Source organism: Tenacibaculum finnmarkense genomovar ulcerans, assembly GCF_900239495.1.
Lineage (GTDB): Bacteria > Bacteroidota > Bacteroidia > Flavobacteriales > Flavobacteriaceae > Polaribacter > Polaribacter ulcerans.
On the sequence record NZ_OENE01000025.1, the window covers coordinates 212285 to 232018 of the forward strand.

Annotated in this window: 11 protein-coding genes; 3 read left to right on the forward strand and 8 right to left on the reverse strand. The window is 31.9% G+C overall.

Annotation, left to right across the window (positions count from 1 at the left end; translation table 11 throughout):
• Positions 1-75: 75 nt before the first annotated feature.
• The 8 genes from DPIF8902391_RS09150 to DPIF8902391_RS09185 all read right to left on the reverse strand — a co-directional run bounded on the left by DPIF8902391_RS09150 (position 76) and on the right by DPIF8902391_RS09185 (position 11180).
• On the reverse strand, positions 76-1449 hold the full coding sequence (locus tag DPIF8902391_RS09150; RefSeq protein ID WP_058884157.1) for an OmpA family protein: 1374 nt from the start codon (positions 1447-1449) through the stop codon (positions 76-78).
• Positions 1450-1571: 122 nt separating this feature from the next.
• Positions 1572-2765 carry a glycine C-acetyltransferase gene (kbl, locus tag DPIF8902391_RS09155; protein ID WP_058884156.1) on the reverse strand — a complete coding sequence of 398 codons (1194 nt, stop codon included), beginning with the start codon at positions 2763-2765 and terminating at the stop codon, positions 1572-1574.
• A gap of 119 nt (positions 2766-2884) precedes the next feature.
• A complete protein-coding gene (locus DPIF8902391_RS09160; protein ID WP_172505621.1) occupies positions 2885-6010 on the reverse strand; it encodes a UvrD-helicase domain-containing protein in 3126 nt (1041 codons plus the stop codon).
• Positions 6011-6547: 537 nt separating this feature from the next.
• Positions 6548-7708 (reverse strand): metal ABC transporter permease, encoded by a 1161-nt coding sequence (locus tag DPIF8902391_RS09165; protein ID WP_058884154.1) that lies wholly within the window; start codon positions 7706-7708, stop codon positions 6548-6550.
• Between the two features lie 4 nt (positions 7709-7712).
• Entirely contained in the window at positions 7713-8834 is a 1122-nt protein-coding gene (locus DPIF8902391_RS09170; protein ID WP_058884153.1) for a metal ABC transporter permease, read from the reverse strand.
• Positions 8834-9574, reverse strand: coding sequence for a metal ABC transporter ATP-binding protein (locus tag DPIF8902391_RS09175; RefSeq protein ID WP_058884152.1), 741 nt, complete (start codon positions 9572-9574; stop codon positions 8834-8836). Before DPIF8902391_RS09175 ends, DPIF8902391_RS09170 begins: the two co-directional genes overlap by 1 nt.
• 36 nt (positions 9575-9610) lie before the next feature.
• Positions 9611-10522, reverse strand: a complete 912-nt coding sequence (locus DPIF8902391_RS09180; RefSeq protein ID WP_058884151.1) for a metal ABC transporter solute-binding protein, Zn/Mn family — start codon at positions 10520-10522, stop codon at positions 9611-9613.
• 1 nt (position 10523) lies between these two features.
• Positions 10524-11180: a metal-dependent transcriptional regulator gene (locus DPIF8902391_RS09185; protein WP_172505622.1), complete on the reverse strand. Its 657-nt coding sequence runs from the start codon at positions 11178-11180 to the stop codon at positions 10524-10526.
• 140 nt (positions 11181-11320) lie between these two features.
• Between DPIF8902391_RS09185 and DPIF8902391_RS09190 the strand changes: the two genes are divergently transcribed.
• From DPIF8902391_RS09190 to DPIF8902391_RS09200, 3 genes are all read left to right on the forward strand, one after another.
• Positions 11321-13654: a TonB-dependent receptor gene (locus tag DPIF8902391_RS09190; protein ID WP_058884149.1), complete on the forward strand. Its 2334-nt coding sequence runs from the start codon at positions 11321-11323 to the stop codon at positions 13652-13654.
• Between the two features lie 214 nt (positions 13655-13868).
• A complete protein-coding gene (locus DPIF8902391_RS09195; RefSeq protein WP_172505623.1) occupies positions 13869-16667 on the forward strand; it encodes a TonB-dependent receptor in 2799 nt (932 codons plus the stop codon).
• Between the two features lie 363 nt (positions 16668-17030).
• Entirely contained in the window at positions 17031-18992 is a 1962-nt protein-coding gene (locus DPIF8902391_RS09200) for a hypothetical protein (RefSeq protein ID WP_172505624.1), read from the forward strand.
• Positions 18993-19734: the final 742 nt, after the last annotated feature.

Here is a 19734-nt window from a genome sequence, read left to right on the forward strand (position 1 = left end):
ATTTTTAAAAAATTATTGCATAAAAAAAAGCCTCACGTATGTGAGGCTTTTAATATTATAACTGTTTTAATTAAATTATTTTGTTAATTTAATCTCAACACGTCTGTTTTCAGCTCTACCAGCTCTAGTTTTGTTATCAGCAATTGGATAGTCTTCACCAAATCCAGCAGATGATAATCTAGAAGGAGAAATACCAGCTTTTACAGCTAAATAATCTAAAACAGCTTTCGCTCTTCTTTGAGATAATTTTAAGTTGTTAGCAGCTTTTCCTTGGCTATCAGTATGTCCTTGAACACTAAATTTAGCTTTAGAATATTCCTTCATAATAGAAGCAATTCTGTTTAAGTTAGCAATTACACCAGGCTTAAAAGTAGTTCTTCCTGAGTTAAAGTAAATAGCTCTTGCGAAGTCATTTAATTTTTTCTCAGCAGCCTTAGTAATTAATACCTCAGGACATCCGTTGTTAGAAACAACACCAGCAACCTTAGGACATTTATCGTCTTTATCTAAAACGCTATCTCCATCAGTATCTAATTCAGGACAACCGTTGTTTGAAACAGGACCTGCAACTTTAGGACATTTATCTTTAGAATCAACAACACCATCACCATCAGTATCAGGACATCCGTTGTTCGCTTTAGTTCCTTTTACAGAAGGACAAGCGTCATCTTTATCAGCAATACCATCAGCATCAGTATCAGGACATCCGTTTAAAGCAGCTAAACCAGCAACCTCAGGACATGCATCATCAGCATCTTTGATACCATCAGCATCCGTATCAGGACAACCGTTAAATTCTTTTAATCCTGCAATTTCAGGACAAGCATCGTCTTTATCAAAAACACCATCACCATCAGTATCAGTTCCTCCAAATTTGAAAACTAAACCAATTGAGTGCTGATAATGACCTCTTACGTTGTCACCAAAACCATGTTTTGCTCCTGTTTGAAAGTTTAATCCTAAGTTATCATTAAACCAAGTATTAAAACCAGCACCAGCATTTAACATACCTTCACCTGAAGAATCAATAGAAGTATATCCTCCACCTAAATAGATATAAGGATTAAAGTATGGAGTTGTATTTTTGAAAATTAAATTTACTAAAGGATCTAAATCATATTTTACATTAGCATCAATTGCATAATATAAGAAATCAGAATCATCTTTCTTTAAAAAAGTTTCAATTTTATTTAAAGAACCAGCTACTTGTACAGTAAACCCGTCGCTTAAATATTTTTCAGCAGAAATTCTAGATACAGAAGGAAGAATGTTCCAGTCACTAGTACCTAAACCATCTTTTATTAATTTTCCGAATTTTCTACTACCTCTGATATCAACACTGTTGACACCAAAACCTACAACCCAAGGGTTATCTGAATCCTGTGCATTTGCCGTACCTAAAGTAGCAAACGTAAACAAAGCTATCACAGCTAATTTGATTTGTTTCATTATGATAAATTTAAAATTAAAATTTCGTTTTATATATTAGGCAAATGTAAGTGGTTAAAACTTATCTACAAAAGCAATTCTATAAAAACTTATAATAAAGATACTTTCTTAAAATATTTTTTTTAAATTACACTCAGCTCTTTTCCTATTTTTGTAAATGCCTCAATAGCTTTATCTAAGTGCTCTTTTTTATGAGCTGCAGATAACTGCACACGAATTCTTGCTTTTTCTTTTGGCACTACAGGAAAGAAAAACCCAATAACATAAATTCCTTCTTCTAATAATTTATTTGCCATATTTTGCGAAAGTTTTGCATCATATAACATTACAGGTACAATTGCGGCATCGGCTCCTGCTAAATCAAAGCCTGCTTTTTCCATCCCTGTTCTAAAATAGTTGGTATTCCATTCTAATTTATCACGAAACGAAGTATCATCAGAAATTAAATCAAAAACCTTTAAAGATGCGCCTACAATTGCAGGTGCTAACGAGTTTGAAAATAAATACGGACGAGAACGTTGACGTAAAATTTCAATGATTTCTTTTTTTCCTGTCGTATAACCTCCCATCGCTCCTCCAAGCGCTTTTCCTAAAGTTCCTGTTACAATATCAACACGATCCATTACGTTTTTAAGCTCTACAGTTCCACGACCTGTTTTACCTATAAAACCAGCGGCATGACATTCATCAACCATTACTAAGGCATCGTATTTATCGGCTAAATCACAAATTTCATCTAGTTTTGCCACAATTCCATCCATAGAAAAAACACCATCTGTTACAATAATTTTAAAACGGTGATTTTGTTTATTCGCCTCGATTAACTGCGCCTCTAAAGCTTCCATGTTATTATTATCATAACGGTAACGCGCTGCTTTACACAAACGAACTCCATCAATAATAGAAGCATGATTTAAACTATCAGAAATAATAGCATCTTCTTTGGTTAATAACGGCTCAAAAACACCTCCATTTGCATCAAATGCTGCTGCGTATAAAATGGTATCTTCTGTAGTATAAAATTCCGCAATTTTTGCTTCTAATTGTTTATGAATATCTTGAGTTCCACAAATAAAACGAACCGATGACATTCCAAAACCATGTGTATCCATTACATCTTTAGCTGCTTGAATTACTTCTGGATGATTTGACAATCCTAAATAATTATTTGCACAAAAATTGATTACTTCTTCACCTGTTGAAATTTTTATCACTGCATCTTGAGACGATGTAATAATACGTTCTGCCTTGTATAATCCGGCATCTTTAATTCCTTGAATTTCTTGTTGTAATTGCTCTTTTATTTTTCCGTACATATGTTAAATATCTAATCGTTTATTTATTAAATTACTTAAAAACATTACTCTTTATATTTATATATCTATAAAGAAAAATCAACATTTTCAGGTAATATTTGCGGAGTCAAAGGTAGTTTTTAAACCTCTTCAACCAAAATTTCTTCATTAATATATATCAATAGCTTTTTTGAGACCTTATAATGAATCGATTTTAAAACACGCTCATATTTTAATAATTGCTGATGATAACTTTTAGAGGGTTTTCCTGTTTTATAATCCAAAATTGTTACTTCATTATCTTTAGAAAGCACCAATCTGTCAGGAATCAAAATTTGATTATCAACATCTACAATTTCACGCTCATTATATACCGTTGCATTTTCGGCAAAATATTCTTGCAACTCAGGATGACTTACAATTTTATTAATATCCGCTTCAATATGTACAGCTTGTCGCTTATCAATAACTCCTTGCTGTTCATATTGACGTACCACTCTTGCAATATCTTTTTGAGTCATAATTTTCGCCATCATTTCATGAATCAAATTTCCAAATTCAATAGCTTTTCCTTGCTCGGTATTCCATAATTTTGATGCACTTGCCAACATATGAATATTATGCGCTTGCCAAGGCGTTGAAATAAATACTTCTTGAACCTCAGCCATCGAAAAAATTTCTTTTTGCACACTTGCCCTTGTTGAATTTCCAAAATGATAATCTAATTGTCCATCATTCCAACAATTTTTTTCTTTCAGATAATTGATAAAAACTCCGGAATAAAAATTAGTATTCTCTTCACCTTTTTTACTGATTTTATATTCTGTAATAATATGCAACTGCTCAACAGCACGTGTTAAAGCAACATATAACAAATTAAAATTATCTAGCTCTAAGGCGGAACGCTGTTCATTAAATATTTCTAAACTTCGTTCATTTATTGATTTTAAATCTTTATTGTATGGCACTAATAATTCTTTAAAATCATCAAAATAACTAGGCAAATCATCCAACCAAATTTTAGGATTTATTTGTCGATAAATATCTAAATCATACGGAAAAATCACCACAGGAAACTCCAAACCTTTCGATTTATGAATAGTCATTATTTGTACTGCATTTCCACTTTCGGGCGCTACAATACTTAAATTTGCTTTTTTCTCTTCCCAAAAATCTAAAAACTCTTGAATACTTGTTCCTCTTCGTTGCTGTTCTAAAACGATGTCTAAAAAAAACTGTACATAAGCATCCGAAGAATCAATTAATTTAAAACATCGGATAATTTCTTCCACTTTTTCATAAAACGGCAATTGATGAAACCTTGATAATTCAAAAGAAACCTGATGTATTTTTAATTCTTCAAAAACAACATCAATAGGCTGTTGAATCATTTCTGAAATAAATAAATTTTTATCCATTTCTAATTCTAGATGCGTATGTAAAAAATACAGCACTTCTAACAAAGCCTCTTTATCGTTCGGATGCTGAATTATTTGCAATATATCAACCATAAATTTTACGCTCGCACTATTTTCTAACAATAAAGTTTCAGAAGAAATAATATTAACGCCATTTTCAGATAAATAATTTGCCACCGCAACACCATCTTTTTTCTTACGAACCAACACACATATTTCATTTAAAGAAAAAGAAGCCGATACTTTTTGAATAGTCTCTAAAATTTTCTTCGGATATTTTAATTGTTCATCCGCCTTTTCTTCTTCCTTATCTAAAAACGATAAAGACACAAAACCGCCATTTTTAGCTGTTGTTAATTGTTTGTTACCATCGATAAACAATTTTTTATACTGTTGATTTTCTAAAAAATTAGCCGTGTGCTGAAAAAACTGATTGTTAAAATCAATCACTTCGGTATAACTTCTAAAATTTGTTTCTAGGGTTTTTATTTCCTTTTCAATATGAAACGGATTATCAGTACTTGAACCCAATGAAATAAACTGTTCTGCTTTTCCACCACGCCAACGATAAATGGCTTGTTTTCCATCACCAACCAATAATAAATTACTATTTTCTTGCGCTAGTGCATTATCTATTAACGGAATTATATTTTCCCATTGCAACACCGATGTATCTTGCATTTCATCAATAAAATAATGCATAAATCGCTCCCCGATACGCTCATAAATAAACGGCGCAGGTTGATCTTTTATATTATCTGAAATTAATTGATTAAACTCAGCATTTAATCGAATATTATTTTCCTCTTTAATATGCGTTAATTCTACATTGATATAATTTAAAACTGCTAACGGAATCACACTTTTTAAAGCCAATTTATTCATTAAAAACTGCTGATACAGTTTTTCAGATTCCATATATAAAGTTAAAAGTTCTGGTAAAATTCCTTCAATTGCACTTTTTATATCGTTAGATTTTGATTTTGAATAAAAATTATTTTCTTCAATATGTTCTCGAAGTTTCGATTCTTCAAAAAACGTTGCTTTTGCAGGATTTTGAGACAATGCCAAAAAATGCTTTGGCAACATCGAATAGTAAAAATCTTTAGCATCTAATTGTGCGGTTTCTATTATTGCTAAACCTTTTTTTCCAATTTCTGAAAACCGCGTTTTAATTTGTCGTTGATTTTTAAATAATTTACTTTTTAAATTTGTAAAATCACTTAATTTTTTATCTTCAAGCGCTCTAAAATGTTCAGTATCGTCTTCGTTTAATAAAATTCTTGAAAACTCATTTAATTCAACCGAAATATCCCAAGAAGTGTCATCATCTGCTTTATCTAACGAAAAATCTATTAGTAATTTTGTTAAATCGGTATCGGTACCAATTTTAGAAATTAACACATCCACCGCTTCATTTAACAATGAAATTGCATCCATTTCTACCTCAAAATTTAGCGGTAATCCTAAATCATAAGCAAAACTTTTAATAATTCGATGTGTAAAACTGTCAATAGTAGTAATTGAAAAAGCCGAATAATTTTGTAAAACGGCATCTAATATTTTCTGACTTCGTTCTTGTACCTTTTCTTTATCAATCGAAATTTCTTTGATAATAATTTGAAACAAATCATTTTCTTTTCCCTGTGAAAACTCTTGTAAATTTTCTAAAACACGCTCCTTCATTTCACCAGCAGCTTTGTTGGTAAAAGTGATGGCTAATATTTTTTGAAACCTAAAAATATCTTCCGAGTTCAATAAAACTTTAAGATATTCCTTTACTAAAGTAAACGTTTTTCCACTACCTGCCGAGGCATTATATACTTGAAAATTTGATGGATTTTTCACAGAATAATTTTTAATGCAAAATACCTTTTTAAAGCACATCAAACAAGATAGAAGTGTAACAATATAATTAATAAGAATAAAAATATTTTGAAGCAATTTCCCGCTTTGCGCACTCGCTTTTTTTGTTTTTTAAAAAGAAAAACAAAAAAGAGCTCAAACAATTGCTTCAATCGGGGCTAGGCATTTTTACTCTTTTTGATAATTTTATAAATCAATTATAATTTCGAAGATTATTAACAACATTACGCTCTTTTCGTATAAAATAATTAAATAAACTGTCAGTTCGAGTGATTTTTTTCCTTCAAAAAAATTGTATCGAGAACTCTTTTAGTATAAAAAATAAATTAAGATAAAATAATTCAAATTCTCGATACAATTTTAATTCCTTTTAGTCATTAAAATCACTCGAATTGACAAGAATCATCAAAAAAACTAAAAACTATCGCAAATCAAGATGTGAAACTGAAATAAATTCAGTTTGACGGATTCGATTTTTAAGCGATAAAACGTTTTTAAATAAAATTTAAAACACAAAACTTATCCTCTAAACAAAAAGAAATCTTTTTTCATTGATTCAATTTCAGAATCATCATTAGTAATAATATAATCGATTGCTTTTTGAGTAAATGTTTTTCCTTTTTCGGTAAGCGATATAATATTATTATCAATAAAAATCAGATTATTTTTATCAGCCAATTCAACAATAGATTTAGCTTTTATTTTATGCCAATTAATATGTTCATTTAAATGATTAATATGACGTTCTCTTTCTTCTTTATGATTATTTAAATGCAATAAAAAAGTTAATAATTGCACTTCTTTTTGCTGCTGCCTATTTCTATATAAAACCGCAATTAAACCACTATTTGGCGCAAATAAATACACCAAGAAAAATACAAAACCAAGCATCGTTGTCATCGACCCTGAAATAGAAGCATCTAAATAATGCGCTAGCCAATAACCTGAAATTGCCGAAAACACGCCAAAAAACATCGAATAAACCAACATTTTCTTCAAATTATTAGTTAATAGATATGCCGTAGCTGCAGGTGCAATCATTAAAGCAACCACCAAAATAGCGCCCACCGCATCAAAAGCGCCCACCGTTGTTACCGAGGCAATACTCATTAATCCGTAATGAATTAACATTGGCGAAAACCCTAAAGCCGTTGCCAAACCAGCATCAAACGTGCTTACTTTTAATTCTTTAAAAAAGGCTATTAAAAGACTTAGGGTAATTAGTAAAATAACCCCAATAATCCACAGTGATTTCGGTCCTATATCCATGCCATTAATTAATAACCTATCAAAAGGAGCAAATGCTAATTCACCTAATAAAACGGCATCAACATCTAAATGAATATCATTGGCATTTTTAGCAATTAAAAGCACCCCGATACTAAATAAAGCAGGAAACACCAATCCGATTGCAGTATCTTCTTTTACTAATTTTGTTTTTTGGATATACTCCACCAAAACAACGGTTAAAATTCCTGATAAAGCCCCCATTAAAATTAATAAAGGTGAATTTAAATCGTGCGTAATAAAAAAACCAATGACCAAACCTGGTAAAATAGAATGACTAATGGCATCGCTAATTAATGCCATTTTTCGCAATACTAAAAATACGCCAGGTATTGCACAAGCTATTGCTACTAGGCTTGCAATTAATTGTATTTCAATTTGAGCACTACTCATTTTTTTATTTTTCTATATTTTGATTGTATAAATTACCTGCAAATTGGTATCCTTCTTCGGTCATTGACCACATTCTGCCCTGTAATTTGATATATTTTTTTTCTTCTAACTTTTTTAAAGTTCCTTTGGTATATCCTTGAAAATTATTTAAAATTTTTATCGCATGCGGATGCGATTTATCCTCATGTGTTTTTACCAAATCAAACATAAAAGATAAGGTTTTATGTAATTTCAAATCTCTACGATTCTTTAAAAAACGTATCTGACTAAAAAGCAAACCTCTTGATGGCGAAAAAATAAAAGAAAATACCACAAACACAGCTGCAACTAATACAATTACAGGTCCTGTCGATAAATTTGCTTGACTTGCACTAATTCCTGTTCCAACAACACCAGCAAATGCACCAAAAATTGCCGCTAAAACAACCATGGTACTCAAACTATTTGTCCATTGACGGGCTGCCGCTGCGGGTGCTAATAACATCGCACTCATTAAAACAACTCCTACAGTTTGTAAACCTAAAACAATTGCTAATACAATAAAACTGGTAATTAATCCATCAATAAATTTAACGTTGAAACCTAAAGTTTTAGCATAATCGGCATCAAATAATAAGAGTTTAAATTCTTTCCAAAAAAGCAATAATACTCCTAAACAAACAGCGGTTACGATTGCCATAAACCAAACATCTTTGGCTAATAAAGTTGCTGCCTGACCGAATAAAAACTTATCCAACCCTGATTGATTTGCATTGGGTTGCTTTTGAATAAAGGTTAACAATAACATTCCAAATCCGAAGAAAACAGACAAAATCAATCCTAAAGCAGTATCAGTTTTTAAATGCGTATTTTTTACAATACTACGTATCCAAAAAGCTCCTATTAACCCACTAATTAATGCACCAATTAATAACACATTCGTATCTTTTGTTCCTGTAATTAAAAATGCAATCGCAATTCCAGGAAGTGAAGCGTGTGAAATAGCATCGCCAAGTAAACTTTGTTTTCTTAAAACTGCAAAACTCCCTAACATTCCACAGATAGCGCCTAAAATAGCCGTTCCAATAGTAATGGTTCGAAGCGTATAATCTGAAAAAACGAGTTTAAAATATTCTTGTAAATCCATTATTGTTGCACACTTACTTTATAATTAATTCCGTAAGTTTTGGTTAAATTATCATCATTAAAAATTTCTTTAACAGGACCTGTAGCTATTTTTTTCACATTTAAAAAAGTTACCCAATCGAAATATTCGGGAACCGTTTGTAAATCATGATGTACTACAATTACTGTTTTCCCTGCTTTTCGAAGTTCTTTTAAAATATTGATAATCGTAATTTCAGTAGTTGCATCTACTCCTTGAAAAGGTTCATCCATAAAATAAATAGCTGCATTTTGTGCCAAAGCTCTGGCTAAAAAAACACGCTGTTGCTGTCCTCCTGAAAGTTGCGAAATTTGACGGTTTTTAAAGGCTAACATTCCTACTTTTTCCAAAGATTCTAAGGCGACTTTTTTCTGAGCTCTTCCTGGTCTTTTAATCCATCCTAAACTCCCGTAAGTTCCCATTAATACAACATCTAAGGCAGTGGTCGGAAAATCCCAATCTACACTTCCTTTTTGTGGAACATAGGCTACTAATTTACGTTGTTTTTCATACGATTTACCAAAGATAGAAACACTTCCTGCAATGGGTTTTATAATCCCTAAAATAGATTTTATCAAGGTAGATTTCCCTGCTCCATTTGGTCCTACAATTGCCATTAAAACACCTTCAGGAATGGCTAAATCAATATCCCAAAGTACGGGTTTATAATTATAGGCAACCGTTAAATCGTCTACGGTTACTGCGTATTTTATATCACTCATTAACAGCTATTTTTTTATTATGTAAGTTTTACCTGTTTATTTTAAGGCATTTACAATCGTATTTACGTTGGCTTTGTACATCCCGATATAGGTTCCTTCGTCCGTTCCTGCACTTCCTAAAGCATCCGAATATAAAGTTCCGCCAATAACAACTTCGTGTCCTTTTGATTTTACGGCTTCTTGTAAAGCTTCAATAGTTCGTTTAGGAACTGAACTTTCTACAAAAATCGCTTTTACTTTATTTTCAATAATAAACTTTGCCAATTTTTGAACATCTTGAACGCCTGCTTCCGTTGCTGTTGATAATCCTTGTAAGCCAACAACATTAAATTTGTGCTGTCTTCCGAAGTAATTAAAAGCATCGTGAGCGGTTACTAAAATTCTTTTTTCTTGAGGCAATTCATTTATTTTCTGAGCAACTTCTTTGTTTAAAACCTCTAATTTTTCTAAGTATATTTTGGCATTATTTTTATAGAAATCGGCATTTTTAACATCTATTTCAGCTAATTTATCAGCAATATAAGTGGTCATTTTTGTCCAATTAGTAATATCAAACCAAATATGCGGATCGTAATTTGACGCAAAAAGTGCTGATCCAATTAAATTATCTCTAGCAATAACATCTGAAATTTCAATGGTTTTTTTATTTTGATGTTCCATTTTTTCAAAAACTTCCACCAACTTTCCTTCTAAATGCAAGCCACTGTAAATGATAACATCGGCATTAAATAATTTAGCAACATCGCCCTCGCTTGCTTTGTATAAATGCGGGTCAACACCTGCGCCCATTAAACCGTTTACCTGCACTTTATTGCCAACAATATTTTTTACCAAATCGGTAACCATTGTGGTGGTGGTAACTAGGTTTAATTTCTCATTTGGTTTTTTCTCAGATGTTTTACAACTTACCGTTATTAAAACAAGCAATAATAGCATTACTTTTTTCATGTTATTTTTTTTGGATATAAATATTATTGGCTACTTTATTTGAAATCGTCATTTCTTTAGTATTGATTCGAACTAAAAAAGAATCATCAAAAGGCTCTTTGTCTAACACTTCTATATGCTGTCCTAAACCGATTTCTTGCTTGTCTAAAAAGCGTAAAAATTCCGAAGAAGTATCATTAACACCAACACAAACTCCTTGTTCTGATTTTTGTAATGTTGCTAATAAACTTTTTTGAATCTGTGGCAAATTCCCTTCTTTATCAGGTATCGGATCGCCATGTGGGTCTGTTTTCGGATGCCCTAAAAAAGCATCTAATTCATCAATTAATTTTGGCGATTGAATATGTTCCAATTGCTCGGCAACCTCATGCACCTCATCCCAAGAAAAATTTAATTTTTCTACTAAAAAAACCTCCCATAAACGATGTTTACGAATAATATTTGTGGCAGTTTTTTTACCTAAATCGGTTAAAGTAACCCCTTGGTATTTCTTGTAGATAACCACCTCTTTATCCGATAATTTTTTAATCATATCGGTTACTGATGATGCTTTTGTAACCAGCATTTTGGCAATCGCATTAGTGGTAATTCCTTTATCAGATACTAAGGCTAAATGATAAATTGTTTTTATATAATTTTCTTCGGATTGACTAAACATCTTTTTTTGATCGTATTTTTTGATACTACAAAGATATGTATTTTCATTTATATAAAATAATCTTTAGACAAGTCTAAAAATTATTTTATGTTTGCATTAAATTTAGAACAAGTCTAAACTAAAAAAATAATCATAGAGTGATGAAAAAATTACTATTATTTACACTTTTACTAATTTCAGCCTTTAGTAAAGCACAAACTATAACCGGAAAAGTAACCACCTCGAAAGGTGCAGTACTTCCTTTTACCAATATTTTGATTAAAAACAGCAACACGGGAGTAACTTCCGATGAAAATGGGGTTTTTACTTTAGATAATATCAATCAAAAAAAAGTTACCTTAATTGCTTCTTCTATCGGGTTTATGTCTTCGAAAAAAAGAATAAATGTATCTAACGAAAAAGTAAATATCATTAATTTTAGCCTAACAGAACACGCCGAATTACTAGATCAAATTACCGTAACAGGAACACGAACCGACAGACGAAGCACTAAAAACCCTGTAATTGTAAACGTAATTAACAGCCAAACTTTAGCCGATGTACAGGCGTGTAATTTATCGGAAGGATTAAAATTTCAAACAGGTTTACGAGTAGAAACTGATTGTCAAACATGTAATTACACACAACTTAGAATGAATGGTTTATCTGGCGGATATTCACAAATATTAATTAATGGTCGCCCAATTTTTAGCCCTTTAACTGGTTTGTATGGTTTGGAGCAAATTCCAACCAATATGATTGACAGAATTGAAGTTGTTCGTGGCGGTGGTTCGGCATTGTATGGTTCGAGCGCTATTGGTGGAACAGTCAATGTGATTACCAATATTCCGAAGAAAAACAATTATAGCATTGGCTATACCTATCAAAATTTCAAAGGTGCTTCCGACCATATTATCGCAGGAAATGCAACGGTTGTAAATGAAGAAAAAAATGCAGGAGTTTCATTTTTTATCAACAACAGAACTCGTGAAATTTACGATCATAATGGCGATAATTATTCAGAACTTCCAGAACTTAAAAACAATTCATTTGGTACAAACTTGTTTTTTTTACCTACGGATAATCAAAAAATAGAAGTTAACTTTAGTAAAATGAACGAATACCGTTATGGTGGTGAAATGATTGAAAACGCACCACATTTCGCCCTACAATCCGAAGAAAGAGTACACGATGTTTATGTTGGAAATGTAGATTATCAAATTAATTTTAATGATGATAAAAGTTCGTTAATTAGCTATTTTGCTTCTCAATACACAGGAAGAGATCATTATACAGGAATTCGCCCTGGAACTCAAAATGTAGTTGAAGATACACAGCATTTAGCAACCCCTCCGTACGGAAATTCAGAAACAACTACCTTTCAAGGAGGACTTCAATTCAATCATAAATTAGAAGATTTTATCAAAGGAAATAATGTATTAACTCTTGGCGGTGAATTTGTTCAAGATGATGTTTTTGATGAAATTAAAGCCTACACTTATGTGGTAGATCAAATTACTCAAAACTACGGTTTCTTCTTTCAAAGTGATTGGGAAATTAACGACAAGTGGAATTTATTAGCGGGTGTTCGTTACGATCATCATAAATTAGATGCCTTAAAAAAGGATGGAACTAAAAAAGCCATCATCAATAATGTAGCAAGTCCACGAGTTTCTTTATTATTCAAACCTTTTGAAAAAACACAAGTACGTGCCACTTGGGGAACAGGATTTAGAGCGCCTCAAGCCTTTGATACCGATTTACACATGGCTTTTGCTGGTGGAGGAATTTCAAGAGTTCAACTTGCCGATAATTTAAAAAAAGAACGTTCTAATAGTTATACCGTCTCTTTTAATTATGATAAACCAACCGAACATTATATTTATGGTTTTACTGTTGAAAGTTTTTACACCGAATTAAACGATGCTTTTTATTTAGAAGGAATTGGAGAAGATAAATATGGCGAAGTTTTTGAAAAGAAAAATGGAGATGGCGCTGTTGTTAGCGGAATTACTTTAGAAACTCGTTTAAATTACGATGGAATTTTTCAATTTGATGCAGGGCTTACCTATCAATCGAGCAAATACAATACGGCGGTAAGTAATTCTGATGATTTAGAAAGTAAAAAAGAATTTTTAAGAACGCCTACAACTTACGGATACGCAACGGCTACTTATACGCCAAATCAGAAATTTAAAACAGCTTTAAACCTAGTTTATACTGGTAAAATGGACGTGCTACATTTAGCTTCTGATAAAAATTTAAGTGCCGATGAATATTTTGAATCTCCAGCATTTTTTAATGCAGGAATTAAAACAAGCTATACCTTTGAATTAGAAAATATGAATACGAATATTGAAGTTTCTGCAGGTGTTAAAAATATTTTTGACAACTATCAAAAATCATTTGATATTGGTAAAGAACGCGATAGTAATTTTATTTACGGACCCGCAGCGCCAAGAACCTATACCTTAGGCTTTAAAATATTTCAATAAGCAAAGTTTACATAACACATTAAAATAGAGAGACTTAAAATAAGTCTCTCTATTTTAGTAATACTACCTTAATACTTACGTAACATAAAACACTTTGATTAACATTAAAGATACATTCTAATAAAACAAGCATAATTTTCATCTAACATTAGTTTTACAAGATTACATCAGATTTGCAGTGTATATATTAGAACCTAAGTAAGTATTAAATACAATGAAAAAACTAATAATTATTACTCTTTTAAGCCTTTGTAATTTTGTGTATGCACAAAGTAAAGGAACGGTATCAGGTACGATTTCTGATAAAGAGATGAGCGGTGAAGCTTTGCCATTTGCCAATGTTTTTATTAAAGGAAGCACCATTGGAGCAACCACCGATATGGATGGTAAATATTCTTTAAATGTTCCTTCCGGAAACCAAACAATTGTATTTAGTTTTGTTGGGTATCAAACCATAGAAAAAGCAATTTCTGTAAAAGCAGATCAAACTTTAATTGTTAATCAACAACTTGGTGCTAATGAAGGAGTTTCTTTAGATGAAATTGAAATTAAAGCAACTGTTAGTAGAGAAAAAGAAAGTGCTTTGTTATTACAACAAAAGAAAGCAACGGTAATTGTTGAAAGTATTGGAGCTCAAGAATTATCTAAAAAAGGGGTAAGTAATGCCGCTGCTGCAACCACTAAAATATCAGGAGTAACTAAAAGTGAAGGTACTGGTGCTATTTATATTCGTGGTTTAGGAGATCGTTATTTATCAACCTCAATGAACGGTTTACCTGTTCCTTCCGATAATGTAAATAATAAGAATATCAACTTAAATTTATTTAATACCAACATCATTCAAAATGTAGGTATTTCTAAAACATATACGACTAACAACTATGCCGATCAAGGTTCGGGATCTGTAAATATTGTTACCAAAGAATATTCAAAAAAAGGTATCAAAATTGGTTTAAGCGGTGGTGGTAATACCAATGTTATCGGATTAAGTGATTTTAGAAAAACCATTATTAATGACGATGTTACTTTTGGTTTTCATGAAAAAAAATACGCTTTACAAGATGCTTTAACAAGACAAGGATGGGATACTAAAACAACAAATGTTCCATTTAACTATAGCGCATCTGTAGGTGGTGGTCATAAATTTGACATCTTCGGAAAAGCATTAAAATTTGTAGCATCTGCTTCTTACTCTTCTTCTAATTCTTATCAAGAAGGATTATTTAGAAGTTACAAAGCCAATATTTTAGACAAAGGATTTTCTGAAAATGGAGAACATGATACTGAAAAATATATTACAAACACCAATGCTACCGGATATATTAACTTCAGTTTAAAATTAAATGATAACAACAAATTAAAATACAATACTTTAATCGTTAATAAAAGTCAAGACTTATTATACGAACAAGGAAGAAAAGGTTTCGGTTATGTTTACGATCAAGACCCTAGCGAAGATGGCGCTTTTGTAAGAGATCAAAATTTTAAACAAACAACGCTTTTCGTTAACCAATTATTAGGAGAACACAAATTAGACCAAAATAATACCTTAAACTGGGCAGCAGGTTACAACTTTGTTTTAGCCGAAGAACCTAACAGAATTAGAAATGAAGTAAATATTTTAGATCCTAAAAATCCTTCATCACAAATTCAATATGCACACGTTGGAGATTATCAACAACGTAAATCAAGTCAAAAAATTGAAGACAACGATTACAATGCTTTAGTTCAAAATAAACTTGCTTTAGGACAAAGCGCAGATGAATATGAAAAGAAACCATACGCCTTAAACTACGGAATAAACATCCGTAAAAAAGAAAGAAGTTTTAAGTCATTATTTGTAGGGGTAAAAGCCAAAGGAATGAAAGCTCCTTCTGTTGATGATATTACCAATACTTTTACTGCGAGTAACTTTAATACTAATTTATACCCTAACTTAGAATTAAAAACCCGTCCTTACGATACCTATTCAGCAGATTTAACAGCCTATGCAGGTTTCGTTAATTTTGATTTTCAATTAAATGAAAAACTTTCAGGAAATTTAGGATTACGTTTTGAAAAAGATGAAATAAACATGGATTGGAGTGTTGCTAATTACATCGATAAAATAACACAAAAAGAACGAATTGGTAGTTTAAGTAAAAAATACGAAGGTCTTTACCCTAGTGTAAACTTAAAATACGAATTAGACGAAAAAAATTATTTACGTTTTGCTTCAAGTGTAACACAAACCTTACCAGAATTTAAAGAACTTGCTCCCCTAGAATATGTATCACCAACAGGGCGTGTTACCAGAGGAAACCTTGATTTAGAAAAGTCAGACATTTATAACATCGATTTAAAATGGGAATTCTTTCCAAGTAGAGAAGAATTGGTATCAGCAACCGTATTTTATAAGCAAATTAAAAACCCTATCAACTTAGGATTGACAAGAGGTTCATCAGGAAATTTCATTTTTGAAAACACAGGAAATAAAGCAGATGTATTAGGTTTAGAAGTTGAAGGAAAAGTTGGATTACTTAAAAATGAAGACGAAAAAAGCTTATTAAGCGCTACTGGTAATGTTACTTTAATGTATTTAAATCAAGATTTACATAAAGAATTTCAATACAAAGACGTAACAGAAACAAAATTACAAGGAGCCTCAAACTTTATTTTCAATGGATCTGTAAGTTATAACTCACAAACAGAAAAACCATTAATAGCAACGGTAACAGGAAACTATTCATCAGATAAAATATTTTCTTTAGGAGCGCCACGTAGTCAAGCACAAAGAGCCACCTTATATAACGATCAAATTATTCAAAAAGGTTTTTTCACTTTAGATGCTATTGTAAGTAAAGAAATCACGGATTACTTAACCCTTAAATTAGTAGGAAAAAACGTATTAAATCCTGAAATCAAGCAAACCCAGTTAGTTCGAAATACCAGAACAGGTCTTGAAACAAGTCAAACAGTTCAGTTATACAAAAAAGGACAACAAATTAGTTTAGGATTAAGCCTTTCTTTCTAAGAAAAGAAGAAACTCTTAAACAACATACTTACTAAAAAAATCTTTGTGAAATTTCACAAAGATTTTTTTTTGCACAAAACTTAGAACCTGTTAAAAAATTAAAGAAAGTGTTTTTAAAAACAGATAAACCTCATGCTAAATTTAGTTCAGCATCGCATCAACAAGAGAACTTCGGCAAATCAGCGCGAACCTAAAATTTAAACAAGCTCTTAAACGATTCAAGTTAACTATAAAAAACAAGTCACTATTTATTAACACTAAACCGAAATCGTTAACCTTCAAAACCAAAACCGTTAACCTTTAATTAAATAAAAAGAGTTAAACATAGCCTTAATTTGTATAACAGAAATTAAACAAATCAAAATGAAAAAAATAGTCTTAAGAGCTTTTGTAGTAGCAGCATTATTAACAGGAACTACGACTTTCGTTAGTTGTGGAAGTGATGAACCAGCAATTATTGGTGGTGGTACAGGAACAGGTACTGACCAAGAAGGTATTAAACTTGAAGGAAAAGTAGCAGGTACAATGACCTTAGACGCCTCAAAAACATATAACTTAACCGGTTCTTATATTGTAGAAGACGGTGGGAAATTAGTCATTCCTGCAGGAACTAAAATTAATGTAACAGGAAAAGGAACAGAAGCCTTTATTGCAGTATTAATGGGCGGTCAAATTGATGTTCAAGGAACAGCAAGCAAGCCTGTTATTATGACTTCACCAAATGGAAAACCAGGAGATTGGGGAGGTTTAACCATCTGTGGAAAAGCAACAACAACCGCTGGCGTAGATGCCGAAGCTGAAGTTGGAGGCTTCAAATACGGTGGAACTGCTGATGCTGACAATTCTGGAACCATTCAATATTTAATGATAAAAGGAACAGGAGCATCAATTAATTCAGAATCTCAATACAACGGAATTTCATTATACGCCGTTGGAGCAGGAACAAAAATAGAAAATGTAGCTGTAATCGATGGTTCTGATGATGGAATTGAATTTTTTGGAGGAACAGTTTCTGTTAAAAACATCTACTTAGAAAACAACGAAGATGATTCAATTGACTGGACAGAAGGTTGGAACGGAACCGTTACAAACTCTTATATTTCACATACAAAAGACGGTTTTTCAACGGCTTTAGAAGGAGATAAAGCAAACAACAACCCTAAATTTGTTAATTTAACAGCCATTTCTACCCAAGGAGGAACCGCTTTACAATTCAAAAAAGAATCAGGAGCAACCATTACAGGATTATCTTTAACAGGATATGCTAAAAACATTGACATGAAAGATGACGGAAAGTTATCAAACGTTAAAATTGATGGTGAAGACGCTAGTAAAACAGCAAACTATACAAAGGCAGCTACTGTAAACGCAAAAGACTTTAGTTGGGTAAATTCATCTGTACATGCAGACGCTAACTTATTACAAGGAAAAGTTACAGGTACCGTTACTTTAGACCCATCAATCGCCTATAAATTAACAGGATCTTACATTGTTGAAGCTGGAGCAAAATTAATAATTCCTGCAGGAACTAAAATTGAAGTTACAGGAACAGGAACAGAAGCATTTATCGCTGTATTAATGGGCGGTCAAATAGACATTCAAGGAACAGAAAGTAACCCTGTTGTAATGTCATCACCAAACGGAAAACCAGGAGACTGGGGAGGTTTAACCATCTGTGGAAAAGCAACTACCACTGCAGGATCAGGAGCTGAAGCAGAAGTTGGAGGTTTCAAATACGGAGGAACTTCAGACACTGATAACTCAGGATCAATTAAAAACTTAGTAATTAAAGGAACAGGAGCATCAATTAATTCAGAATCTCAATATAATGGAATTTCATTATACGCAGTAGGATCAGGAACCGTAATTGAAAATGTAGCTGTAATAGACGGAGCAGACGATGGAATTGAATTTTTCGGAGGAACAGTATCTGTTAAAAACATCTACTTAGAAAACAACGAAGACGATTCAATCGACTGGACAGAAGGATGGAACGGAACCGTTGAAAACTCTTATATTTCACACTCTAAAGAAGGTTTTTCAACAGCTTTAGAAGGAGATAAAGCAAACAACAACCCTAAATTTATTAATTTAACAGCAGTTTCAAGTGTAAAAGGAACAGCCTTACAATTCAAAAAAGAATCAGGAGCCACCATCACCAACTTACACTTACATGGCTATGGTAAAAACATTGATATAAAAGACGAATCAGGTGCTTTATCAAACGTCCAAATTGATGGCGCAGACGCTTCAACAGAAGCTGATTACATGAAAGGAACAAAAGTTGATACTTCTTCTTGGTCTTGGAAAAACGCAAGTTTATAAGCCTAAAAATTAGAAGCAATTAAGCTACTAATTTTCAATAATTAATTAATCCAGAGAACTTCAATTCTCTGGATTTTTTATTGCCTTAAAGCAACATTAGCAGCAAATTTTTAGTAGATTTTTTTTTGAAGCAATTTCCCGCTTTCCGCACTCGCTTTTTTTGTTTAAAAAAAACAAAAAAGAGCTCAAACAAAGCTTCAATCGGGGCTAGGCATTTGTGTTAATTTTCATAAATCGATACATCAACTATAATTCCACCAATCTCTACCCTATCAGTTCGAGTGATTTTTTAAAATAAACAAACGTCATACTAAAATTAGCTCAGCATCCCATCAAAAAGAGAACTATGGTAGAAAAAACTCAAAATTTCACAAAATTACAACTGTCAGTTCGAGTGATTTTTTCCTTCAAAAAAATTGTATCGAGAACTTTTTTCAACCGAAGAACATGTTTTTAAAAAATAAACAAACATCATACTCAATTTAGCTCAGCATCCCATCAAAAAGAGAACTATGATAAAATAAAAAACACCTCAAAAAATTACAACTGTCAGTTCGAGTGATTTTTTCCTTCAAAAAATTGTATCGAGAACTTTTTTTCAACCGAAGAACATGTTTTTAAAAAATAAACAAACATCATACTAAATTTAGTTCAGCATCCCATCAAAAAGAGAACTAATGGTAAGACAAAAAACACCTCAAAAAATTACAGCTGTCAGTTCGAGTGATTTTTTTCCTTCAAA